Origin of the sequence: Thalassolituus sp. UBA3500 (assembly GCF_002377545.1) — a bacterium.
Classification (GTDB): Bacteria; Pseudomonadota; Gammaproteobacteria; order Pseudomonadales; family Oceanobacteraceae; genus Thalassolituus.
Genome location: NZ_DFQB01000032.1, coordinates 34,965 through 59,352, shown reverse-complemented (window position 1 = coordinate 59,352; position 24,388 = coordinate 34,965). Strand labels below are relative to the sequence as shown.

Below are 24,388 nucleotides of genomic sequence, written 5' to 3'. Positions count from 1 at the left end.
AGTAAACCTGTGAATGTGCGCGACGGATGATGATGACGCGCAGGTGTGTTCTAATACGGCGTATCGCGAAATTATATAGATGTATGAGAATGCACTCCATAAAGTCCATCCTGTTGGCACTGATCACAGCCTCTTTTCTTTCAGCCGGTCTGAGCGCCTGCTCTTCGAATCCTGAACGTGAAGTCCGTACCGAAGCTGAATACTACGACGAAGCCCGCGAGGCCATCGACGACGACAACATGCTCATCGCCGAAGACCGCCTGAAGCGACTGGAAAGCGAGTACCCGTTTGGTCAGTACGCTGAACATGCCCAGCTTGAGCTGATTTATGTCAGCTTCAAGATGTCTGACATGGAAGGCGTTCTGGCAAAATCAGAGCGTTTCATCCGTCTGCACCCGCAACACCCGAAGGTCGACTACGCCTATTACATGCGTGGTCTGGCAACCTATGAGCTGGGTTTTGCGTTCGTTGAACGTTACCTGAGTGACGAAACAGAGTACCGTAATCCGGTGCCTCTGCAGGACTCATTCGCGTATTTCTCTGAATTGCTGCGCCGCTTCCCTGACAGCGAATACAACGCCGACGCCCGCGCCCGGATGATCTACCTGCGTGAACGCCTGGCCAGCTACCAGATCAATGTCGCCAAATATTATATGAAGCGTCATGCCTATCTGGCGGCTGCGAACCGCTGCGAAGAAGTTCTGATTCACTACCAGAAGACACCCTATGTTGAAGATGCGCTGGCAATTATGACCGAAGCCTATCAGCTCCTTGAAATGGACGAACTGGCTGAGAAATCTCTTGCTCTGCTTAAGCTCAACTACCCAGACCACCCTCAACTGGTGGACGGCCAACTCAAAGAAAGTGGGCTGGCAGATGTTGATCGTCGCAGCTTCTGGAACATCATCAGCTTTGGCCTGATCGACTGATTATCCCGATGTTTTTGGCCCTGCCAGCCTGACTTTCCTCTCAGCTGGCAGGAAAAGTGAATTTTTTGTTACCCTAACGCACTCTTTAGCCAATATTTATTGACAGAAAGTCCATCCCGGCCCATAGTTCGTGCGGCAAGAAAGAAAGTCTCCTGTCTAAATACTCCATCTCGATGTCAGTTAGCTGTAATACCTCGGTTTGTAGTTTCTAAGTTCAGCCTTATTTCATGCTTTATCGTCCTCAGCGTGATTTAGAGTCGTGCGGGACACCACTGAATACAATCCGAAAGGTACAAATTATGTCTGATAAAACAACTGGCACAGTAAAATGGTTCAACGAATCTAAAGGTTTCGGCTTCATCGAGCAGGAATCTGGCCCTGACGTTTTCGCTCACTTCAGCGCGATCACTGGTTCTGGCTTTAAAACTCTGGCTGAAGGCCAGCGTGTTGAGTTCACCGTAACTCAAGGTCAGAAAGGCCCTCAGGCTGAGAACATCGTCGCTCTGTAATCAGAACGAGATGCATAGAAAAGCGCAGTCGGGACACCGACTGCGCTTTTTTTATAACCGTAGAAAAGCGGAGGAGGATTACTCCTCGCTCCAGATATCCGCCAGATTATGCATCGCGTCAGAAAAAGCCAGGTTCATCGCGTTCAGCATAGATGCTGTCGAAGCCTGAGTGAAATTGCGGCCAGCATCGGTGCGCAATACTGCGACATACTCTTCAAGGTCGGCTTCTGGGATGTCTTTCCAGGCGTATATCATATAAGCAACGACCATCTGATCCATCTGTCCACTCACCGCCTGTAGCTGAGCATCAATCACTGGTTCTATTGCGTCAAAATCCATCGGCTCTTCGGGGTTCTGCTTGGCAGACACAGCGGCATACACAGAGAGCGCGATACGCTTTTGAAATTCCTTCAACATATCAGCGGCATTGCTCAGCTCAGCAACCTCTGACGCCAGCGACAGAAGCTTTGTTCTGTCCTGAAGCTTCTGCACTTCTCCCATGAGCACTTCTGGCTGAACCAGAGTGGCATTATTTTCTGCTTCTGTGATGTTTTTAGCTTTGTCAGAGCTATACCACTTGAGCATGGTCTCTGTTTCAGAATCGGTAAGAGAGGACTTCAGCTCACCGCGAACATGATCAGCGAGTTTCTCCTCACGAAATGCAGTGGCGAGCACATCCCCTGATTTTTTCAGAGCACTGTCGCTCATACCAGTGGTTTCAGGAGACAATCCTGACGCCATCATCGGGCCCAGCGATTCCAGCTGATGCTGAATGCCTGAAAGCTCCATCAGACGATCGACTTTAGACTGAGCGAAAGAGAACGACGCCATCAGCATCAGCAGGCTGAAGGTAGTGAATCTGAGCAAGCGATTGTTGATAGGTTTTGAGGTAATACGTGTTACGGCCATGAAGATACCTTATATCCTTGGTTGAGAATGATTATTCAGAATTGGGCAGTGCGCGTAAGAGAATGGAGAGGCGAAGCAGCGAGGTCAATTGTCCATATGCGCCCGCCCAGAGTAATTAACTGGGCGGGCACCAAGTGACAACCTGACTCGATAGACTGGCTGACTTGAAAGACTGGCTACTGAGGCGTACGTACCACCATCAGACGCAGTTCGGTCATGTCTTCGAGTGCATAGCGGATGCCCTCACGACCGATACCAGAGTCTTTTACGCCGCCATACGGCATGTGATCGACGCGCCAGCTCGGTACATCACCAATAACGACACCGCCGACTTCGAGTTCGTCCCAGGCTTTCTGTGCTTTATACAGATCGCGGGTAAAGATACCGGCCTGCAGACCATAACGACTGTCATTCACTTTCTTAAGAACTGTGTCGTAATCATCGAACGGCTCAAGAATCGCCACCGGGCCAAAGGCTTCTTCGGCGCTGAGGTCGCAATCCGCAGGCACATTCTCAAACAGACTGGCCTGAAGCATGTTTCCTTCACGCTCGCCACCGCACAGCAGGGTTGCACCGCGGTCCAGTGCGTCTTTGATCCAGCCGTGCAGACGCTCCGCTTCGCCTTCTGAAATCATCGGGCCGATAAAGGTCTCCGGGTCTTTAGGGTCACCGCTCTTCAGTGCTTTGGTTTTCGCAACCAGCTTCTCTTTAAATTCATCGTACACATCGCTGTGAACGTACAGGCGCTGCACACCAATACAGCTCTGACCTGACTGGTAAAACGCACCAATGATGACTCGCGATATGGCATCATCGAGGTCCCAATCGTTATCAACCACACACGCCGCATTACCACCAAGTTCAAGCACGACGGGCTTTTTACCGGCACGTGCTTTCAGTGCCCAGCCGACTTCGGGCGAGCCGGTAAAGCTCAGCAGCTTCAGGCGATCATCTTCGGTGAGCATATCGGCGCTGTCACGGCGACAAGGCAAGATCGAAAACGCGCCTTTCGGGAGATCCGTTTCTGCGAGAATTTCACCAATCACCAAAGCCCCGATTGGCGTCATGCTGGCCGGTTTAAGAACAAACGGACAACCGGCAGCAATCGCAGGAGCGACTTTGTGTGCAGCGAGATTCAGCGGAAAGTTAAACGGGCTGATAAAGGCACACGGGCCAATCGGCACGCGCTGAGTCATACCACGATAGCCTTTGGCACGCGGGCTGATATCCAGAGGCAGTGTCTCACCGAGCATGCGCGGTGTTTCTTCTGCGGCAATTTTAAAGGTGTCGATCAGGCGGCCGACTTCGCCTTTTGCATCATTAATTGGCTTACCGGCTTCAATGCAAAGCGCTTCTGCCAATTCGTCCGCGCGCTCAGTAAAGCGTTTTACGCAGTGCTGAAGGACGGCCTGACGTTCGTACACCGTCATATTACGCATTGCCTCGGCTGCGCCTTCGGCGGCGGCGATGGCTTCATCGAGAACATCCGGCGTCGCCAGTGGTACTTCGTAGGCCACTTCGCCGCTGTATTTATCGGTGACTTTCAGGTCTGTATTGGCGTATACCGCTTCGCCTGCGAGATAATAGGGATAGGTCTTACTCATATCAGATCACCAGTTGCGAGAGTGCATTTCGTATCGGTTCAGGTATTGGGACGGATTTATTCGCCGCGCGTTCCACAAACACATGAATAAAGTCGCCAAAGGCACAGGCCTGCTCTTCGCCTTCTTTAAATATGGCCACACCGTAAGTCACCGAGCTGTTGCCCAGTTTGTTAACCCGCAAGCCCACTTCAATGGCGTCAGGATACGCAATCGGCGCTAAGTAATTGCAATGCGAATTCACCACAAAACCTACAATCGGTGCATCGTGAATATCCAGCCCGCCCTCTTCGATTAAATGACGGTTAACCGCAGAGTCGAAGTAAGAGTAATAGGTAACGTTATTCACATGACCGTAAATATCGTTATCCATCCAGCGCGTCGTGATGGGTACGAATTTTTTATAATCACTGCGTAACAGCGGCTTTTCACTGCTCATGGGTCATCCTTTTTCAAATTAATAAGCGGCGGTATAAATAGCCAGAGCATCCGCTTCGCTAACTTCGCGCGGATTATTAATGAGCAAACGTTGTTGCAGCATGGCTTCGCTGGCGAGCATGGGAATGGCATCCTCCGGAATATCACATTCACGCAACGTCATCGGCAGGCCCGTCTCTTTGATGCGCTGTTCAAGCCAGGTAATGAGTGCATCTGTGATTTGCGCCGGACTGCCTTCGGGTGCATCCAACCCCATGATGTAAGGCGCAAGCTCAGCATACTGCGCCGCTGCCGTGTCATTCGCTGCGTTAAAGCGCATCACATGCGGCAATACCAAAGAATTACTCAGACCGTGCGGAATATGAAAATGACCGCCCAGCGGATACGCCAGCGCATGCACTGCCGCCACTGGCGCATTAGCAAATGCCTGACCCGCGTATAGTGCACCGAGCAGCATATTACTGCGCGCTTCCAGGTTATGCCCTTCGTTGACCGCAGCCATTAAATTTGACGACAGTAACCGCAAGGCTTCTTTAGCCAGCATATCGGATACAGGGTTTTTCTTGTGCACTGAGGTATACGCCTCGATCGCGTGCACCATGGCATCAATACCGGTGGCCGCCGTCACATGCGCTGGCAGGCCTTTGGTCAGCTCCGCGTCTAATAGAGCAATGTCGGGCTGCAATACCGGCGATACCACACCTGCCTTGGTCGTCGCGCCTGTGGTCACAATCGCAATCGGTGTGACTTCAGACCCTGTGCCAGCGGTGGTCGGCACCTGCAATAAAGGCAGACGTTTACCACGCGCATTGCCAACACCATACATATCGCTGAGCGGCTGTTTGCATTCAGAGTGTGCAAGCAACGCCACCAGCTTGGCGACATCCATTGAACTGCCACCACCAAAACCAACCACGTAATCTGCTTTTGCAGCGCGCGCTTGATTCGCAGCGTCGGTGACAGTGCTGTCGGCCGGGTCGGCTTCAACGTCTTTGAATAAGGTTAACTGAATGCCGGATTCTTTAAATGCAGGCAATACGTCTTCGAGCAGGCCGACGTTGATGATGCCCGGGTCAGTCACCAGCATCACACTACGAGCGCCCTGCTCTTCACAGATAGCGGCAAGGCGTCGGGCCGAACCCGGCTCGTTGATGATGGTACGGGTCGTCGTAAAGGTAAATGCTGTCATTATTATTCTCCTTTTTACGTCTCAGGTTACTGGCGCACAAATTGTTCAGCGGTCAGCCCAAACAGGTTATCCGCCGACGATTGCAGTACCTGACGGTGCAATTCAGCACGCGGTAAAATACGCTCAAAGTAGAAACGCGACGACGCCAGCTTTGCCTCATAAAAGGCGCTGTCGCCAGAGCCGTCATCGAGTTTTTTCTGCGCCGTTAACGCCATACGTAACCAGCCATAAGCCAGAAGTACATAGGATGAGAAATTCAGAAAATCCGTCGCACAGGCGCCGATTTCTTCCGGGTTATCAGCTGCGCGCTGAATAATATCCTGTGCCAGTTTGCGCCAGTGGGCGTTCGCTGAAGTCAGTGCTGCGACCTGCTCACGCAGGGATTCGTGCAGATCGTTGGCCTCGCATAAGGCGTCGATTTCGTCCTGCAGGCGCGACAGCTCAGCCCCCTGATCGCCCATGACTTTACGACGCATCAGATCCAGCGCCTGAATGCCGTTGGTACCTTCATAAATCTGGGTAATTCGACCATCGCGCACCAGCTGCTCCATACCCCATTCGCGTATAAAGCCATGACCGCCATATACCTGCATGCCGATGTTCGCGGCCTCTGCGCTCATATCAGTGAGGAAGGACTTCACGACCGGAATCAGAAGAGCTGCACGCACAGCAGCTTTTTCGCGCTCTTCAGCGTCTGGGTGATGTTGCTCCATATCCAGATACTGGGCGGCTTCATACGCCAGAATACGGCAACCTTCGACTAAGGTTTTCTGCGTCAGCAACATACGGCGTACATCCGGATGCACGATAATCGGGTCAGCCGGTTTTTCAGGGGCTTTCGGGCCAGTCAGTGAACGCGACTGCAAACGATCAATCGCGTATTCCACCGCGCCCTGATACGCCATTTCGGCAACGCCGAGGCCTTGCAGCCCGACCTGAAAACGGGCGTCGTTCATCATGGTAAACATACACGCCAGGCCGCGGTTTTCTGTGCCGATCAACCAGCCTTTGGCGCCATCGAAATTCATCACACAGGTGGCCGCCGCTTTAATCCCCATTTTGTGCTCAACAGAACCACAGGCAACGCCGTTGCGGCTGCCATCTTCAAGCATCTTAGGTACGAGGAAAAGCGAAATACCTTTTACACCCGCCGGAGCATCCGGCAGACGTGCCAGCACCAGATGAACAATGTTATCGGTGAAATCCTGCTCGCCACCACTGATAAAGATTTTGGTGCCGGAAATCGCATAACTGCCATCGGCCTGAGGCTCGGCTTTGGTACGCAGCAGCGCCAGGTCTGTGCCGGCGTGCGGTTCGGTCAGGCACATGGTGCCAGTCCATTCACCAGAAATCATTTTCGGCAGGTAGGTAGTTTTCAACTCGTCAGTGCCGTGCATATTCAACGCAAACACAGCACCGTCGGTCAGGCCGGTATACACGCGAAATGATAAATTGGCACTCATCATCATTTCCTGGAATGGCGCTGCCATAGAGACCGGGAAGCCCTGCCCGCCGAAATCTTCGCCGCCGGTCATTGAGGCCCAGCCGTTCTCGCAGAACTGACGATAAGCATCAGCAAAGCCTTCTGGTGTGGTGACTTCACCGTCTTTAAATGTGATGCCTTCTTCATCACCACTGCGATTCAGTGGCGCCAGTACGCCTTCATTGAATTTGGCGCCCTCTTCCAATACAGCATCAACAATCTCGGCGGTCAGGTCATCGCGCCCCAGGCGCGCAAAATGTGCCGTAGAATCGAGTACGTCGTGCAGAATAAAACGCATGTCCTGCAGTGGAGCCTTATACGCTGTCATAGTAAAAAACCTGTTTCTGAATTTTTATTGTCTGTTTTTTTGCGTTTGCTTAGTTCGAAATATCTGCAAACTTACCGCCGCTTTCCGCCAGCTGTTTCAGCAGTGGTGCCGGAGCACAGGCTTCACCGTGTTGTTCGGCAAGTGCCTCGGTACGCGCAAGAATATCGGCTAAACCGCATTCATCCGCATAGGCCATCGGGCCACCGCGTTCTTTCGGGAAGCCATAACCATTCAGGTACACCTTATCGATGTCGGCACTGTTGCGGGCAATGCCTTCTTCAAGGATTTTCGCGCCTTCGTTAATGAGTGCCAGAATGCAGCGGTCGACGATCTCTTCATCGCTGATTTGACGACGCTCAAAGCCTGCTTTTTCTGACGTCTCGACGACTAAGGCTTCGACCGTTTCATCAACGATGGCTTCACGGCTGCCTTTTTCATAGCGGTAGTAACCCTTGCCGGATTTCTGGCCAAAGCGCTCCTGTTCACACAGTTGATTATCCACTCGTACGTTCAGTTCTTCTGCTGAACCTTCTGGCAACTGCTCGCCCGAGAGCTGGCGCGAACGCCACTCAAGATCAATCCCAACAACGTCGTACATACGGAACGGCCCCATCGCCATACCGAAGTTCTGCAAGGCACTGTCTACCTGAGCCGGCAAGGCACCTTCGAGCAGCAGGCGACGAGCCTGAAAGACATAGGGCTTAAGCATGCGGTTACCGATAAAGCCATGGCAGTTACCGGCAACAACAGCGACCTTACCGATATGCTGACCCAGCTCTTCGGCTAACTTGAGAACCGCAGGAGCAGTTTTCTCACCGCGCACGATTTCGAGTAGCTTCATGATGTGCGCCGGGCTGAAGAAATGTAAACCGAGCACCTGCTCTGGGCGAGAGGTTGCCGCGGCAATCGCATCAACATCGAGGTATGACGTGTTGGTCGCCAGGATGGCGTTCGCGTTCAGCGTCTCATCCAATTGCTTGAAGATCGTCTTTTTGAGGTCGATGTTTTCGTATACGGCTTCAATCGCCAGCTGAACGTCTGCAATTTCAGCGTAATCGCCACTCAGACTGAAACAAGCCAGGCGCTCATCCGCCTGAGCCTGCGTGATGCGTTCACGCTTCACCATCCCGGCATAGATGCCTTCGATGTAACTCATGGCTTGTGAACGAACCTCTTCATTCAGATCAAGCAGAGTGACATTGATACCCGCATTAGCAAAAGAAATAGCGATGCCGCGCCCCATGGTACCGGCGCCAATCACTGCAACCTGTTGAATGTCGTTTACGTTTGAAGGGAGGTTTGCTTGAGTCATATACCTTGCCTGTCCCGTGTGTTATCCGGGTTACTATTAAGTTGTTATGCTTGTTCGATCAGTTTCTCGGCTCATTCTGACCAAGATTGAAGAAGCACATGAAATTAAACATAGTGATATAGCTTATTGTGATGATGAATATCCGCAACTTTGACCTGAACCTGCTGGTCATCTTCGACGCACTTATGCGCGAACGCAATGTGTCGCGGGTCGCCGACCAGCTGGCTCTGAGCCAACCGGCCATCAGCAACGCTCTCAACCGTCTGCGCAGCCTGCTTGATGACCAGTTGCTCATCCGTACGGCACAAGGCATGCAGCCGACCGCGTTGGCATTGTCACTGGAAGCACCTATACGTCAGGCCATTCAACAGATTGAGACCACTCTGTCGGGAGGTCATCAATTTGACCCTCAATCCAGCCGCAGACGTTTCCGTATCGCCACTACAGACTACGCCGAACTGGCGCTGATGCCACGTTTATTGGCTTACATGCGCACAACAGCACCCGGCATCGAATTCGACATCCTTGACCTGCCACCAGATACGCCTACGAAAGCACTGGAGGATGGCAACCTCGATCTCTGTATCGGGCGTTTTGGCGAACTGCCGCCCCGTATCCGTCGCACGCCATTTCTGAAAGAGAACCTGGTCGTCGCTTACGACCCACAACAGCTCGATCTGACCACTGGGCTTGATCTCGACCAGTTTCTTGCCCTGCGCCATATTTGGGTATCCGGCGGACAGCACCGTGGCGTTGTTGATATGTGGCTCGACGATAATAATCTTGAGCGTGACATCGTCCTTGTGACCCCAAATTACCTGGGCGCTACCCACCTGATCATAGGCAACGATATGGTGGTTGTACTGCCCAAGCGTATGGCAGATCAGTATTCTGGCCTGCTGCCCATCAAGCTTGCCCCTCTGCCTTTGCCGATTCCTCCGTTTGATGTGGATATCATCACATCGTCCCTTCGTGGTGACGACCTCGCGCTGGACTGGCTTATCGGCACACTGCAGCAGGAATTTACCGCAATCTGACCAACAGACAGCTCTGGTAGTCTGCGTTGGCAGGCTCGCACACTGGCAAATCCAGCCATATAGTTATACATTAGTTATACTTTCAAACGTAGAAATGTATAACTTATGCGCCTCGGGCTGATTCTCGGTGATCAACTGACTCATGACCTCGCTAGTCTTCGCGTCCTCGACCCGAAGGTCGATCGCCTGATCATGGCCGAGGTCCGCGACGAAGCCACCTACGTCAAACACCACAAACAGAAGATAGCCCTGCTGTTCAGCGCCATGCGTCACTTCGCGCAGGAGTTGAGAGATGCTGGCTGGCAGGTCGATTACTACGAGTACAATTCACAGGGAAACTTCAAATCCCTGTTTGATGTGGTGGCACATTACACCAAAGAGTACTCAGCAGAACGGCTGGTTCTGACTCAATGTGGTGAATACCGACTTCAGAATGCCATGGATCGCGAGTGGTCAAAGGCCCTGAATATTCCAGTGGAGGTCTATGGCGACGATCGTTTTATTGCGACGACCAAAGAGTTTGCTGACTGGGCAGACGGCCGTAAGCAATTACGCATGGAATACTTTTATCGGGAAATGCGCCGTAAAACCGGCTATCTGATGAAAGATGGCGAGCCCGAAGGCGGACAATGGAACTACGACGCGGACAACCGCAAAAAGTGGGATGGAAAAACCCCCTTCCCTAACCCTCCGGTATTTGAGCGCGATGATATCGACCGGGAAGTCATCAAACTTGTTGAAGAAAACTTCGACGATCACCCCGGCTCCCTTGAAGACTTTCATTGGGCGACGACAAAAGCACAGGCCTCAACCGCACTGGGCTTTTTTATTCAGCATTGCCTGACGAATTTTGGTGATTTTCAGGATGCCATGGTGCGTGGTGAAAAGGCCTTGTTCCATAGCCTGCTATCACCCTACCTGAACTGCGGCTTACTGACCGCAAAACAAGTATGTGATGCCGCCCAACGTGCCTGGAACGATGATCGTGCTCCGCTTAATGCAGTAGAAGGTTTTATTCGCCAGATTATCGGCTGGCGCGAGTACGTACGAGGCATTTACTGGCTACACATGCCCCGCTACGCGAAACAGAATACTTTAAAGAACAAGCGCTCACTGCCCCGCTATTACTGGGATGGCAACACTAAAATGGCCTGCATGTCGGACTGTTTTAAAAATACGTTTGATCATGCTTATGCGCATCATATTCAGCGTTTAATGGTCACGGGAAATTTTGCCCTGCTGACCGGCATTAAGCCCGAAGAAATCTGCGACTGGTATCTGGCGGTGTATGCCGATGCGTACGACTGGGTCGAACTTCCTAACACCCTCGGAATGGTCATGCATGCGGACGGTGGCTACCTCGGCAGTAAGCCCTACGCTGCATCCGGCAACTACATTCATAAAATGTCGGATTATTGCTCCCACTGCCACTACTCGGTCAAAACCCAGATAGAAGAAGACAGCTGCCCGTTCAATAGCCTCTATTGGCATTTCATTGACCGACATCGTGATGACTTTAAAAACAATCATCGTATGGGAATGATTTACCGGACTCTCGATAAGATGAAAGACGACAAAAAGGATCGGATTATTGCCCGCGCCGACGATCTTCTGAGTCGCCTGGATAATCTCTGATATGGCACATAAAAAAGCAAACCTACCAGAGAAGAACTGTGCTCATTGTGAACGACCATTTTGCTGGCGGCGAAAATGGGCGCGTGACTGGGACAACGTTCGCTATTGCTCGCAACGTTGTAAGCGTGCAGCCAAATCAGCGCCAGCTGCAAATCTGTGCGCAAGCGCGAGTGTGGAGGACGAGTTCTGATGCAGAAGACGACCCAAGTATTGTGGCTGCGGAATGATCTGCGTCTGCATGACCACGAGGGATTCCGGCTTGCCGTTGAAGACGGTGCGCCGCTGGCCGTTGTTTATATCTTACCTGAGCATTGGCTGACGACAGACGACGATGGCATGAGCAGGCTGGGTAGCGCTAAAGCACATTTTTTACGCGCCTCACTGATTGACCTTCATCGACAACTTGAAGATCAGACCATTAACTTCCATATGTACCACGGCCACCCGGTCGATATTATCACGCGCCTGCGGGATGAACTCTGTGGTGATATGAAACTGCTGACAGCCGATGCACAGGCCCCTGAAGAACGCCAATGGCTTGAAGCCATCAAAAACTATGACATCGACCTGGTGACCTATGAGAGTCAGACACTGTTCAGTCAAACTCAAGTAGAGTCACTACTGAACGACTTTCCTGCGTCTTTCTCTAAATTCCGTAAAACGGTAGAGAAATGGCCAGATAAATTTTTTATTCCGGAAAGTAAAGAAGCAACACGTCTCCTGATTCATGAACAACCACTGAGGACCAGCGCATCCATCAGTTGGCCGCAAAGCGAATACGCTGTTTCGCTTGGCTGTCAGGGGGGAGAAAGACCAGGAAAAGCCTGGTTAAACCGCTATCTATGGCAAGAAAAAGCCATCTCCCATTACAAAGAAACACGGAATGCGCTGACTGGCGAACTGTTCAGTAGTCACTTCAGTCCGTGGCTGGCATGGGGGTGTCTGTCACCGCGATACATCTGGCACGAAATACTGAAGTACGAGGCCAGCTATGGAGAAAACGAACATACCTATTGGCTGAGGTTCGAACTACTCTGGCGCGAGTATTTCCACTGGTCTATGCGTGTACATGGTGAACGCCTGTTTGCACGCTCTGGCATTCAGAGAAAAAGCATTGAGGCGTCAGAAAACAGCGTCCATTGGCAGGCCTGGTGCAACGCCAGCACTGGCGTCCCTATGATTGACGCAGGACTGCGAGAACTCAGACATTCCGGATTTGTTTCTAACCGACTACGTCAGAACATGGCCAGCTATTTTATCCATCAACTCAAGCTGGACTGGCGCCTAGGGGCTCGGTGGTTTGAGATGTACCTGTGCGATTTTGATGTCGCCAGCAATTACGGTAATTGGTCTTACCTTGCAGGTGTGGGTCATGACCCAAGACCGGTTCGTGAGTTCAACCTGAACAAGCAGCTGCAGCAGTATGATCCGGAACTCAGCCATATCCGCCGTTGGTGCCCGGAAATTGAAGAGAATAGTCTGCAGGAAATTCTCGATCATCAGGCTGGAAGAAAACTGCTCGCGTCTTTCCCCCCTCCCGTCGTCACCGTTCCTGCTTTCGATCTCACATCATGACCCAGATCGTCTGGTTTAAGCGTGACTTACGACTTGAGGATCACGCAGCGCTCTGGCATGCCGCACAATCAGGCACTGTTCTGGCTCTGTATATTTTTGAGCCGGATTACTGGCAACTGGATGACACCAGTCAGCGCCAGTGGGCCTTCACACGAGAAGCATTGATCGATCTGAATAAACAGCTGAAAAAAATTGGCGGCGAGCTTATCTGTATGAGCGGTGATGCGGTGCTTCGTTTTAATAAGCTCGCAGAAAGCCTGACCATTCAAGGTGTTCATAGCCACGAAGAGACCGGGAACCTCTGGACCTACTCACGTGACCTGAAGCTGAAAAAGCTACTGAAGAAATCAAATATTCCATGGACAGAGTACCCACAGAATGGTGTACGACGCCCTCATGGTAGTCGCGATAACTGGGCATCTCATTGGAATCAATGGATGACGCAGGCGCAATATCCAAAGCCTGAGCACATTCATTTTCTGGCCGTAAATAGAAATGACGATTTTCTGAAGCCTGAACAATTACCAGAACGTGTTTCCTGCCATCTGCCTGACGTGGCGAACCCACAACACGGAGGGCGGGCTGCTGGTTTAAGTGTACTCTCAGACTTTCTGAACCAACGTGGGGAATATTATCGCGGCTCAATCAGTTCGCCGCTGACCGCAGAAACAGGCTGTTCACGTTTGAGCCCCTATCTGGCACTTGGCTGCATCGGTATGCGCGAACTGGTTCAGGCCGTCAGGACCCGACGCAGATCCGCAGAAGGACGCTGGAAGGCCAGTTTATCCGCCTTTGAATCCCGGCTCTGGTGGCACTGCCATTTTATTCAGAAGCTCGAAGATCAGCCGGATATGGAAATTCACAATCTGCATCCTCTGACAGAGCAACTCAACCGCCCCTTCGATGAGGCAAAGTTCGAGGCCTGGAAAACGGGCAACACGGGCTGGCCAATGGTCGACGCCTCTATGCGCTATTTAATTGCCAACGGCTGGGTTAACTTCCGCATGCGCGCCATGCTTATTTCAATTGCGTCTTATCCTCTCGCACTGCCCTGGCAACCTGTATCGCGCTATCTGGCATCACTGTTTACCGATTACGAGCCGGGTATTCATTACCCGCAGGTGCAGATGCAGGCAGGCACTACCGGGATTAATATTCCACGTATGTACAACCCTATCCTGCAGGCGCAAAGGCTGGATGCCAAAGGGTTGTTTGTGCGTCGTTGGGTGCCCGAATTAGAGCATGTCTCAGATCAGTGGATATTCGAGCCCTGGTTGATGCCACGCTCACTTCAGGAAAAATCAAACTGCATTATTGGTAAGGATTACCCCACTCCTCTGGTCGACTTCGCTGCGGCAACCCGACAAGCGCGGGCAGACCTGAAGTCTGTTCGTGACTCTGAATTTTTTACCACCGCTCAGGTTATTGGCGAGAAGCATGGCTCGCGTAAACGCAGTAACAACCGACATTCTTCAGGCAAAAAAAAGGCCCGCAGTGCGGGCCAAATGACGTTGTTTTAAACAGCGAACTTTACAGGTCCTTCAACGCCGAAATTGTATCCTGCAGAACCTTCTTAGCATCGCCTGCCACCATGAGTGAGTTATCACGGATGAAGAGTTCGTTAGGAATACCTGCAAAGCCAGGTGACAGACCACGTTTAACAACAACGACAGTCTTAGCATGGTGCACATCGAGAATTGGCATACCGAAGATTGGTGAATTCGGATCTTCTGCAGCCGCTGGGTTAACCACGTCGTTCGCACCGAGAACAATCGCAACATCAGTCTGCGAGAATTCAGGGTTGATCGCGTCCATTTCTACCAGCTGGTCGTACGGTACTTCTGCTTCTGCCAGAAGTACGTTCATGTGACCCGGCATACGACCGGCAACCGGGTGAATAGCGTATTTAACTTTCGCACCCTGTTTTTCCAGCATGCCCGCCAGTTCACGTGTTGCGTGCTGCGCCTGAGCGACGGCCAGACCGTAACCCGGTACGAATACGACGTTCTGAGCGCCATCAAGCAGCATCGCCAGCTCATCAGCAGAAGAGAACTTCACTTTACCTTCGTAGAAAGCATCATTTTCTGAACGGCTTACGCCTGAGCTTTCAGACATAGAACCACCGAACAGTACGTTCGTCAGTGAGCGGTTCATTGCTTTACACATAATGCTGGTAAGGATGATGCCGGACGCACCTACTAAAGAACCAGTAATAATCAGACCATTGTTACCCAGTACGAAACCTGCGGCAGCACCAGCCAGACCTGAGTATGAGTTCAACAGTGCAACAACCACCGGCATATCTGCGCCACCGATTGGCATCACCAGACAGATACCCAACACCAGACACAGAACAATCAGGCCAGCGATCAGCAGATCAGAGTTAACAGGATCAACCGCAGCGAAGTACGCGGCACCGGCCAACAATGCAGCCAGGCTCAGTTTTACAATCCACTTGAACAGGCGAACCTGCTTAGCATCACCGATTTTTCCTTTCAGTTTACCAACAGCAATAAAAGAACCGGTCAGAGTCACGGCACCGATCAGGATCGACAGAATAACGGCGATTGACCAATCGTAGGTAGGAACGAACTGACCCATTTCAGCCAGTTTCTGGCTTTCGAGATAGTTAGCAGACGCCACCAGCAGGGATGCACCGCCACCAATACCGTTCAGAGCAGCAACCAGCTCCGGCATGTCAGTCATTGCGACTTTCTTGGCGATAAACGCACCAATCGTACCGCCAATCAGCACACCAATAATGATGTACTCGTAGCTCACGACATTGTGGTCCAGCAGAGCAGCAATGATCGCCACCAGCATACCGGTTGCAGACATCTGGTTACCACGAACCGCTGTCTTTGGCTTGGTCATGCCTTTAATGCCGAGAATAAAGAGTACGGCGGCGACCAGATAACCGATGTTAATTACAGTTTCCATGAATTAATCGCCCCTTACTTCTTTTTAAACATGTTGAGCATGCGGTCAGTAACCATAAAGCCCGCCACAATATTAATGGTCGCCAGCGCGATCGCTGCCACACCCAGAACCGTCGACAGAACGGTGGTGTGCTCGCTGCCGCCAGAGCTGATGATGGCACCCACAACAACAATGCCCGAAATAGCGTTAGTGCCACTCATCAGTGGCGTGTGCAGTGTTGGTGGTACTTTATTAATCACTTCCACACCAACGAATACAGCCAGCACAAAAATCGTGAGGCTCAGGATAAACATTTCCATAAGACTACTCCTTACGCGTTTCCAGCCAGTTGAGCACTGAGCCCTTCGTGTTTTACTTCACCGTTTTCGGTCACCAGAGTGGCCGCAACAATATCGTCTTCCATATCCACAGACAGTTCACCATCATCCGCCATATTCAGCAGGAAGGTAGAAATGTTTTTGGTCAGAAGCTGGGAAGCATGTACAGGCACACGACCTGGGTGATCGGTGTAACCGATGATAGTCACGCCATCGAGGTACACTTTATCGTTCGCGACAGTGCCTTCGACGTTACCGCCGCGCTCTGCGGCCAGATCGACAATCACTGAACCTTTTTTCATGTAGTGCAGCATGTCTTTGGTGATCAGACGCGGAGATGGCTTACCTGGGATAGCAGCGGTGGTGATGACGAGATCTGCCTGAGAGATCTTAGTAGTCATCTGCTCACGCTGCTTGCGATAAAATTCTTCTGATTTTTCGCTAGCGTAACCAGAGCTGTTGCCTTCTTCGGTCTCAAGATCAAATTCAACGAACTTAGCACCCAGAGATTCAACCTGCTCACGCACTTCTGCGCGGGTATCGTACGCTTCTACCACAGCACCCAAACGACGAGCAGTAGAAATAGCCATCAGACCGGCAACACCAGCGCCGATAATGAATACTTTAGCCGGGTGGATAGTACCTGCGGCAGTCATCAGCATCGGGAAATACTGAGGCAAGGCCATGGCGCCCGTCAGTACAGAGCGGTAACCACTGATCGCGCCCATAGAGCTGAGTACGTCCATTGACTGCGCACGGGTAGTGCGTGGAATAAATTCCAGAGCGAAAGAACGTACTTTCTGTGCTGCCAGTTTTTCTACCATGGGCAGATTAAACCAGGCATCCATCAGGCAGATCAGCGTGCTGTTTTCTTTCAGCAGCGGCAGCTCTTCTTCCTGAGGGTTGCGCACTTTCAGAATAATATCCGCCTGCTCGTAAAGAGACTCTGCAGACGGCGCAATACTCGCACCGCACGCACGATATTCTTCATCGCCAAAGTGTGCGCCATCACCAGCACCTTCCTGAACAACGACGGCAAAGCCTTTGTCCAGAAGCGCCTGTATACCCGAAGGTATAATGGCAACCCGGGCTTCCCCAGGATAAATTTCCTTAGGTACACCAATCAGCATGGTTAGTACTCCTGTTAATTTAAATTTAAAGTCTGAAGTTTTTAAAACAAACAAGAGCCGCCTGCGGTCAGGTAACTGACTGCATAAGCGGCTTTTTTGTAAATATGGAATTAACTACATGAAACTTCTGTCAGCCAAAGGAACGGCGTTGCTCCTGTCGTTCCTGGTGGTGAGTTTCCTCTGAGGTCTCATTGCCGGCAATGGCCTGCAAACCCAGCGTAGTCAGAGTATGACGGCGAACGTCCTGCAGCAGATGTGCATTATCTACCAGAGATTCACCGTAAGAAGGCACCAGAGCCTTCAGTTTTGATTTCCAACCACCGTCCATACGCATACGGAAACAGCGTTCTAACACTTCGATCATCGCCTTGGCCGCCACTGATGCACCCGGAGATGCACCGAGTAACGCTGCCAGAGAACCGTCTTCGGCAGCCACCAGTTCGGTACCGAACTCCAGCTTGCCGCGGCCCTTTTCATCCTTCTTAATAATCTGCACGCGCTGACCAGCTTGCGCCAGCGTCCAGTCCTCTGCTTTTGCAGAAGGCAGGTATTGTTGGAGTGTTGCAACACGGTCTTTGTGTGACTGCATCACCTCGCTAATAAGATAGCGGGTCAGATCCATGTTATTCAGGCCTACGTCGATCATGGGTTTCAGATTGTTAGCGCTGACGGATTTTAACAGATCTAGACGTGACCCTGCCTTAAGAAATTGCGTTGTGAACCCCGCATACGGTCCAAACAGCAGTGCAGGTTTGCCATTAATGATACGTGTGTCGAGGTGTGGCACTGACATCGGAGGTGCTCCGATGGCTGCTTTACCGTACACCTTAGCGTGATGTTGCTTAATTACTTCTTCGTTCTGACAGACTAACCACTGACCAGATACCGGGAAGCCGCCGTAACCTTTGCTTTCCGGAATATCTGATTTCTGCAGCAAGGGTAATGCTCCACCACCCGCACCCAGGAAAACAAACCCTGCCGTGATGGCTTCTTTCTTGCCAGTGCTGCGATCCTTAATAGTAACGTGCCAGTTATTGCCACCGTTCTTTTTCAGGTTGGTCACTTCATGGCCAAGACGCAGATCAAAACCATGTTGCTTTTCAAGGCTGGCCACCATGTTGCGAGTGAGAGAACCAAAATCAACGTCGGCACCGTAAGCCACACGCGTCGCCGCAACAGGCTCTCCATCAGCGCGCTCACCCATCACGAGAGGCATCCACTCAGTGAGAGTATCGGCATCTTCACTGTATTCAATATCTGCAAAGAGGTGATGATCTTTCAGCTTTTCATAGCGTTTACGCAGGAATTCAACGTTTTTCTGCCCCCAGACAAAACTGATGTGTGGCGTTGAATTAATGAATTGATCAGGAGAAGGCAGATCGCCAGACTCAACCAGAGACGACCACAGCTGCTGTGAAATCTCGTAGTTAGCATTGATCGTGAGCGCTCGCTCAATGGCCACCTGGCCATCGGCATCTTGCGGCGTGTAATTGAGTTCGCAGTAGCCCGCGTGCCCGGTACCGGCATTGTTCCAGCCGTCGGTGCTCTCTGCAGCAATCTGATCCAGACGTTCTACCATCAGGATGTTCAACGAAGAATCCAGTTTCTTCAGTAATGTCGCCAGTGTTGTGCTCATTACGCCACTGCCTACGAGCAGGGCATCTACTTTATTCGTTGCCATCTTGATTTCTCCAGTAGGCGAAGATCATATTGTCCGATTAGCGCGGGTGTGCGCAGCGACAGCCGGGCTTGTGGCCCTGACTGTCTGAATATGTGCCTATGATACAACGAACGCTGAAAAGCTAATCTGTATAGTTTTTTATTATAAGTATAAGTCAAAGCTTATAGATAAAAGATGCCGTATCCATACGAGTTATACGAAAGTCAGGCTAGAAGCTGGCAGAAGTCGACGCCAAAGCAGGCGAAAAGCGGCGGCAGGCCTGCCCTGCCGCAGAGAAAAGAGGGGATTCAGGATGCCTCGGCAGCCCCTTCGGTTGGCGGGTGGAAACCTTCTTTGCCGTATAACTCTGATAGGAGTCGGGCCTCGCCATTTGGCTGCACCATACGGGCGTGATGTCGCTGTAACTGGCGCGGATCTTCTACACCGCAACTGTGAGCGATCACGCCCACTTCTTTGACCAAGGTACTGGCAAAATGAGCAACACGCTCAGCCTTATCTTTCGGAACCAGGCCCCGCTGCAACCTGGGGTCGTGGGTTGTAATGCCGGTCGGACAGGTATTCTTATTGCACTGCAACGCCTGAATGCAACCCAGAGCGAACATGAATCCGCGTGCGGACGTTACGAAATCTGCACCGACACAAATCGCCCAAGCGACCCGATCTGGCGTGATCAGTTTGCCGGAGGCAATGACTTTAATTCGAGGGCGTAATTCAAATTCGTCGAGGGTATCCACCAGCATAGGCAGCGCCTGAGCCAGTGGCAGCCCCATGTAATCAATTAACGATTGAGGCGCCGCGCCTGTTCCGCCTTCTGCACCGTCTAAGGTTATAAAGTCCGGGGCACTGTCTTTGCCACGCAGGTGAATCTCACGACATAACTCCCGTATCCAGTCATTCCCACCCAGTACCACTTTGAATCCAGTGGGTTTACCGGTGATATCACGAACGTGGTTGATCATATCGAGCAGGTCGCTGACCGAACGGACTTCGGGCTGGCCGTTCGGGCTGATGGAGTCTTCCCCAACAGGAATATGACGAATCGCGGCGATTTCCTCCCCCACTTTGGCGCCCGGTAATATGCCGCCTTTTCCGGGCTTAGCGCCCTGGCTTAGTTTGATCTCAAACATTTTCACCTGCGGACGGTGCGCAATTTCGATCAGTTTCTCATCATCGAGAGAGCCATCTTCTTTGCGAACGCCGTACTTGGCCGTTCCAATCTGAAAAACTATGTCGCAATCCCCCTCAAGATGGTAAGGAGACAACCCGCCCTCTCCTGTATTCATCCAACAGCCCGCTTTTGCTGCTCCCCGTGAGAGCGCCTGCACAGCCGGCTTCGACAAGGCGCCGTAGCTCATGCCAGAAATATTGATCAACGCGCTGGTACTGTAGGGGGTACGACAATTTTTGCCTATGGTGAGTACCTGAGACTCGCTCAGATCTTTGCTTAGCGATGGAAATGGGCTATTCACAAACATGACGGTGCCCGCGGTATCAAGGCGTCGCGTTGAGCCAAAGGCAACCGTTGTGCTCAGGTTCTTAGCCGCGCGATAGACCCAACTCCGGTCTGCCCGGTTAAACGGCATTTCTTCTCTGTCCATGGCAAAGAAATACTGGCGAAAAAATTCACCCAGATGCTCAAACAGGTAACGGAAGCGACCAATGACCGGGAAATTACGCCGTACCGTATGCTGTGTCTGGAGTCGGTCTGACACATAGGCCCACAAAAACCAGAGTGTTCCGAGCAGGATTCCGCCCAAAAAAAGCGCCAGCAGAGCAAGTACGCCCCAAGCGGCGGCATAAAAAATATCGTCGGTCATGCAGAATCTCCTGTGTCTGCACACAGGGTAAAACAGTCTATTGAGTCGTAAAAGTCACTTTATCAATAATCTCACGAGACAGAGCGTTGCCGGTGTAAAAAATAATGTAAGAGACACAAAAAAAGCAGCCCGAAGGCTGCTTTCTGGTGCTGTGGCATGGCCAACTTAACCCCGGCTTCATGCCATTGGGGTGATGTTCTTTACGTTCTTCGCGGTGAAGTAGGCAAACCCACCGTCGATGTCGCCAACTTCAACCCGATTTGGCGCCAGAGGCGAGCTTTTAATCGCTGCGATATAAAGCCCCTTACTGGCGACAAGATTCTTGTCGACGTCGTTAAAATGCGGTTGGGAAAAAGCGAACGTTTTACGTTCACAACCCCGTTCTAATGTGAGAATCAGCTGAGCATCTGCAAGATCCGATGCACGTGAAAAGTTTACGTAACTCACCTGATAACTCTGATCGAATTCAAAAAGGTACTGATCGAGTGTCTGACGGCTGATGCTCATGATGCTTATTACCTGTAGCAGTTCTGTCTGTGTACAGTCTTAGGTTTAGCTGGCGATGGGCGCCTTTTCCATCGCGGATAACAGAAAACTACACGAAACTTCCGGGTGTCATTTTTCCGTGTTTTCAGCATGAATGAAGAGAACAAATGGGAAAGTTAAGGTAGGAATGCTACCTATGACAGGTGTCAATTATCCGTTCTGATTCACACCCCGTTACGCGGCTGAGATTACCACTCAGCCGCAATTACCTCTAATGCCTGGCTTAAATTGGGGTACTGGAAAGTAAATCCGGCGGTCATGAGCGCCGTGGGTAGAACTTTCTGACCCTGAAGCAACAGCTCTGACATTTCACCGAACACCATACCAGCTGCAAAGGCAGGCATAGGAAAGAGGGTTGGACGATTTATGGCTCTGCCAAGTGTGCGCGTAAACTCACGATTCATCGCTGGGTAGGGAGCCGTCATATTGACCGCGCCGCTTAATGAATGCTCCGTGATGAAGTCTAATGCACGTATATAATCGTCACGGTGAATCCATGAGATAATCTGATCACCAGACCCGATTACGCCACCTAAGCCCAGACTGAATGGCAGCCACATCCGCTTCAACATGCCACCGTGCTGGCCGAGCACAATACCAGTACGCAACCAGACAATCCGTTCAGAAATTTCCTGCAAAGGATCGGCCGCTTGTTCCCAATCGATACACAGACTGGCTGAAAAACCCGTACCTGGTGCGGATGATTCATTAAACGAGGGGGTAGAACCCGCCACGCTGCCGTAGTACCCCACCGCGGAACCGGTAAGTACTAACTCGAAGTGCTGGCCGGTCGATTTCGCCCAGCGGACAAGACTTTCAGTCAAGGTCACTCGACTGGCCCTGAGTTCGGCCTTACGAGGCTCGCTCCAGCGTTTATCGGCTATTCCCTCGCCCGCCAGATTGATCACCCAGTCGACCTTATCCGTCACTTCAGCGAAGTCTTTTACGAACTTCACTGACTTGCCGAGCAACCTCGCTCCTCTGCCAGGATCACGGGTCAGAACTGTAATTCTGTGCCCGAGTGATCCCCAATGAGGTACCAGCTTTGAACCGATAAATCCGGTGCCGCCTGTGATCAGGATGTGTTTGCTCATGGCTCTATCCTCCCGGCCGCAGTGGCCACCAGATTTATTGGGTACGCCCATCAGAACTGATCGGCGGTCATTCCCATCAGACTGTCTTTACCCGTTTCGATTTCGGCCAGCAGAGACAGTGTTTGTGGCAGAAGTTTATGCATGTAGAAAGCCGCTGTCTCTTTCTTGGCTGCATAAAAGTCGGTTTCGGTCGAACCATCGGCCAACGCCTGTTCTGCCGTCACCACCATACGACTCCAGAAATAAGCGATCGCCGTCAGAGCAAACAAACGCAGATACGGCGTTGCCGCAGAACCAGCCTGCTCGCGGTCGCTCATACCGTTTTGCATCAACCACATCGTCGCTTTCTGCAGACGGCCGGTTGCAGCTTTCAGCTCGTCACCGAACGGCACGCCGCCCTCGGTCTTGATATAGCTGTCCAGCATAGCGAAGAAACTCTTTACTGCACGACCGCCGGCATGACCCAGTTTACGACCCACAAGGTCGAGCGCCTGAATACCGTTGGTGCCTTCATAAATGCGGGTGATACGCGAGTCACGTACGAATTGCTCTACCGGCCAGTCCTGAGTGAACCCAGAACCGCCCATAAGCTGCAGACCATCGTTTGCGCAGAAGAAACCTTCATCGGTCAGGAATGCCTTCACGATAGGCGTTAACAGCTGCACCATGTCGTCTGCCTGCTGACGCTCTTCTTCTGTTGCCGCCTTGTGTGCGATATCAAGCTGCATCGAAGTAAAGTAAGCCAACGCCCGACCGCCCTCAATTGTTGCTTTCTGGCGCAACAGCATGCGACGTACATCCGGGTGAACAATAATCGGATCAGCCGCTTTCTCAGGCGCCTGCGGGCCTGCCAGAGAACGGGACTGGAGACGCTCTTTGGCAAAGTCACGAGACACCTGATATGCCGCCTCAGCAATGCCCAGGCCTTGCAGACCCACCATCAGGCGAGCACTGTTCATCATCACAAACATCGCCTGCAAACCTTTGTGCGGCTCGCCAATCAACCAGCCTTTGGCGTTTTCGAAGTTCATGACACACGTGGCTGATGCTTTGATGCCCATCTTGTGCTCAAGGCCACCGCAGAATGCTGGGTTGCGCGAGCCGTCATCCAGAAATTTGGGGACAAGGAACAAAGAAATACCTTTTGAACCACCCGGAGCGTCCGGCAGTTTAGCCAGTACAAGGTGCACAATGTTATCCACGAGATCGTGTTCACCACCGGTGATCCAGATCTTGTTACCAGTAATAGCGTACGATCCGTCCGCCTGGGGCTCTGCTTTCGTGCGAATAAGGCCCAGATCCGTACCGCACTGAGGCTCTGTCAGACACATGGTGCCCGACCACTCACCACTGATCAGCTTTGGCAGATACTTCTCTTTCAGCTCGTCGGAACCATAGCTGGTCAGAGCGTTCACGGCGCCGTGCGTCAGCCCCGGGTACATACCCAGAGACAGGTTGGCGGAGCAAACCATTTCTTCGGCAAGGGTATTCAATGTGTGGGGCAACCCTTGGCCACCGTACTCAACAGGCCCAGCCAGCGCCGTCCATCCGGCTTCAGCAAACTGACGGTAGGCGTCCGGGAATCCTTCGGGCGTTTTGACCGATTTGGTTTCGGTATCGTAGTGGCAACCTTCACGGTCGCCTGACGTATTAAGTGGGGCCAACACGTTCTCAGCCAGCTTGGCGCCCTCAGTCAGCATCGCATCCATAATTTCTCGCGTTGCATCCTCGCAGCCCGGAAGCTCTGGCAAAACAGTGTCGCCGTTCAGTACTTCGTAGAGCACGAACTGCATTTCACGGAGTGGAGCACGATAAGTCATGATATTTCCTCAATAATCAATAGTTATACGTTAGTTATACACAAGAGAATAAATTTGTACAACCGATAAAATACCGCCACAATACTCAGGTACTTAAC

The 24,388-nt window shown here is 51.8% G+C and carries 21 protein-coding genes; 7 read left to right on the top strand and 14 right to left on the bottom strand.

Annotation, left to right across the window (positions count from 1 at the left end; translation table 11 throughout):
- Positions 1 to 89: 89 nt before the first annotated feature.
- On the top strand, positions 90 to 929 hold the full coding sequence (locus tag B2R29_RS07765; protein WP_301180518.1) for an outer membrane protein assembly factor BamD: 840 nt from the start codon (positions 90 to 92) through the stop codon (positions 927 to 929).
- A 299-nt stretch (positions 930 to 1,228) separates the two neighbouring features.
- Positions 1,229 to 1,438: a cold-shock protein gene (locus B2R29_RS07760; RefSeq protein WP_068440070.1), complete on the top strand. Its 210-nt coding sequence runs from the start codon at positions 1,229 to 1,231 to the stop codon at positions 1,436 to 1,438.
- Positions 1,439 to 1,516: 78 nt separating this feature from the next.
- On the opposite strand, the gene B2R29_RS07755 is transcribed toward B2R29_RS07760, so the two are convergent.
- From B2R29_RS07755 to B2R29_RS07730, 6 genes are all read right to left on the bottom strand, one after another.
- Positions 1,517 to 2,347 carry a hypothetical protein gene (locus tag B2R29_RS07755; RefSeq protein WP_301180517.1) on the bottom strand — a complete coding sequence of 277 codons (831 nt, stop codon included), beginning with the start codon at positions 2,345 to 2,347 and terminating at the stop codon, positions 1,517 to 1,519.
- A 176-nt stretch (positions 2,348 to 2,523) separates the two neighbouring features.
- The gene (locus tag B2R29_RS07750) at positions 2,524 to 3,951 is read right to left on the bottom strand and encodes an aldehyde dehydrogenase family protein (RefSeq protein WP_301180516.1); all 1,428 of its coding nucleotides are present in this window, start codon (positions 3,949 to 3,951) and stop codon (positions 2,524 to 2,526) included.
- Position 3,952: 1 nt separating this feature from the next.
- Complete coding sequence (locus B2R29_RS07745) at positions 3,953 to 4,387, bottom strand: acyl-CoA thioesterase (protein ID WP_301180515.1); 435 nt, start codon at positions 4,385 to 4,387, stop codon at positions 3,953 to 3,955.
- 18 nt (positions 4,388 to 4,405) lie between these two features.
- Positions 4,406 to 5,575 carry an iron-containing alcohol dehydrogenase gene (locus B2R29_RS07740; protein WP_301180514.1) on the bottom strand — a complete coding sequence of 390 codons (1,170 nt, stop codon included), beginning with the start codon at positions 5,573 to 5,575 and terminating at the stop codon, positions 4,406 to 4,408.
- A 26-nt stretch (positions 5,576 to 5,601) separates the two neighbouring features.
- Entirely contained in the window at positions 5,602 to 7,386 is a 1,785-nt protein-coding gene (locus tag B2R29_RS07735) for an acyl-CoA dehydrogenase C-terminal domain-containing protein (protein WP_301180513.1), read from the bottom strand.
- A 49-nt stretch (positions 7,387 to 7,435) separates the two neighbouring features.
- Positions 7,436 to 8,698, bottom strand: coding sequence for a 3-hydroxyacyl-CoA dehydrogenase (locus tag B2R29_RS07730; RefSeq protein ID WP_301180512.1), 1,263 nt, complete (start codon positions 8,696 to 8,698; stop codon positions 7,436 to 7,438).
- 131 nt (positions 8,699 to 8,829) lie between these two features.
- Between B2R29_RS07730 and B2R29_RS07725 the strand changes: the two genes are divergently transcribed.
- The 5 genes from B2R29_RS07725 to B2R29_RS07705 all read left to right on the top strand — a co-directional run bounded on the left by B2R29_RS07725 (position 8,830) and on the right by B2R29_RS07705 (position 14,465).
- Positions 8,830 to 9,735, top strand: a complete 906-nt coding sequence (locus tag B2R29_RS07725; protein WP_301180511.1) for a LysR family transcriptional regulator — start codon at positions 8,830 to 8,832, stop codon at positions 9,733 to 9,735.
- Between the two features lie 105 nt (positions 9,736 to 9,840).
- Positions 9,841 to 11,370 (top strand): cryptochrome/photolyase family protein, encoded by a 1,530-nt coding sequence (locus B2R29_RS07720; RefSeq protein ID WP_301180510.1) that lies wholly within the window; start codon positions 9,841 to 9,843, stop codon positions 11,368 to 11,370.
- A 1-nt stretch (position 11,371) separates the two neighbouring features.
- Entirely contained in the window at positions 11,372 to 11,560 is a 189-nt protein-coding gene (locus B2R29_RS07715) for a DUF2256 domain-containing protein (RefSeq protein WP_301180509.1), read from the top strand.
- Positions 11,560 to 12,945 carry a DASH family cryptochrome gene (locus tag B2R29_RS07710; RefSeq protein WP_301180508.1) on the top strand — a complete coding sequence of 462 codons (1,386 nt, stop codon included), beginning with the start codon at positions 11,560 to 11,562 and terminating at the stop codon, positions 12,943 to 12,945. Before B2R29_RS07715 ends, B2R29_RS07710 begins: the two co-directional genes overlap by 1 nt.
- Complete coding sequence (locus B2R29_RS07705; RefSeq protein ID WP_301180507.1) at positions 12,942 to 14,465, top strand: FAD-binding domain-containing protein; 1,524 nt, start codon at positions 12,942 to 12,944, stop codon at positions 14,463 to 14,465. The genes B2R29_RS07710 and B2R29_RS07705 overlap by 4 nt, the downstream gene beginning before the upstream one ends.
- Before the next feature lie 10 nt (positions 14,466 to 14,475).
- On the opposite strand, the gene B2R29_RS07700 is transcribed toward B2R29_RS07705, so the two are convergent.
- The 8 genes from B2R29_RS07700 to B2R29_RS07665 form a co-directional block, all read right to left on the bottom strand.
- Positions 14,476 to 15,885, bottom strand: a complete 1,410-nt coding sequence (locus tag B2R29_RS07700; protein ID WP_301180506.1) for an NAD(P)(+) transhydrogenase (Re/Si-specific) subunit beta — start codon at positions 15,883 to 15,885, stop codon at positions 14,476 to 14,478.
- A 14-nt stretch (positions 15,886 to 15,899) separates the two neighbouring features.
- A complete protein-coding gene (locus B2R29_RS07695; RefSeq protein WP_068438061.1) occupies positions 15,900 to 16,184 on the bottom strand; it encodes an NAD(P) transhydrogenase subunit alpha in 285 nt (94 codons plus the stop codon).
- Between the two features lie 11 nt (positions 16,185 to 16,195).
- Positions 16,196 to 17,332: a Re/Si-specific NAD(P)(+) transhydrogenase subunit alpha gene (locus B2R29_RS07690; RefSeq protein WP_301180505.1), complete on the bottom strand. Its 1,137-nt coding sequence runs from the start codon at positions 17,330 to 17,332 to the stop codon at positions 16,196 to 16,198.
- Between the two features lie 130 nt (positions 17,333 to 17,462).
- Positions 17,463 to 19,013, bottom strand: a complete 1,551-nt coding sequence (mqo, locus tag B2R29_RS07685; RefSeq protein WP_301180504.1) for a malate dehydrogenase (quinone) — start codon at positions 19,011 to 19,013, stop codon at positions 17,463 to 17,465.
- A gap of 287 nt (positions 19,014 to 19,300) precedes the next feature.
- On the bottom strand, positions 19,301 to 20,830 hold the full coding sequence (locus tag B2R29_RS07680) for an FMN-binding glutamate synthase family protein (protein ID WP_301180503.1): 1,530 nt from the start codon (positions 20,828 to 20,830) through the stop codon (positions 19,301 to 19,303).
- 177 nt (positions 20,831 to 21,007) lie between these two features.
- Positions 21,008 to 21,337 (bottom strand): hypothetical protein, encoded by a 330-nt coding sequence (locus B2R29_RS07675; protein WP_068434966.1) that lies wholly within the window; start codon positions 21,335 to 21,337, stop codon positions 21,008 to 21,010.
- Between the two features lie 227 nt (positions 21,338 to 21,564).
- Positions 21,565 to 22,470, bottom strand: a complete 906-nt coding sequence (locus tag B2R29_RS07670; protein WP_301180502.1) for a TIGR01777 family oxidoreductase — start codon at positions 22,468 to 22,470, stop codon at positions 21,565 to 21,567.
- 50 nt (positions 22,471 to 22,520) lie between these two features.
- On the bottom strand, positions 22,521 to 24,293 hold the full coding sequence (locus B2R29_RS07665) for an acyl-CoA dehydrogenase C-terminal domain-containing protein (RefSeq protein WP_301180706.1): 1,773 nt from the start codon (positions 24,291 to 24,293) through the stop codon (positions 22,521 to 22,523).
- Between the last annotated feature and the right edge of the window lie 95 nt (positions 24,294 to 24,388).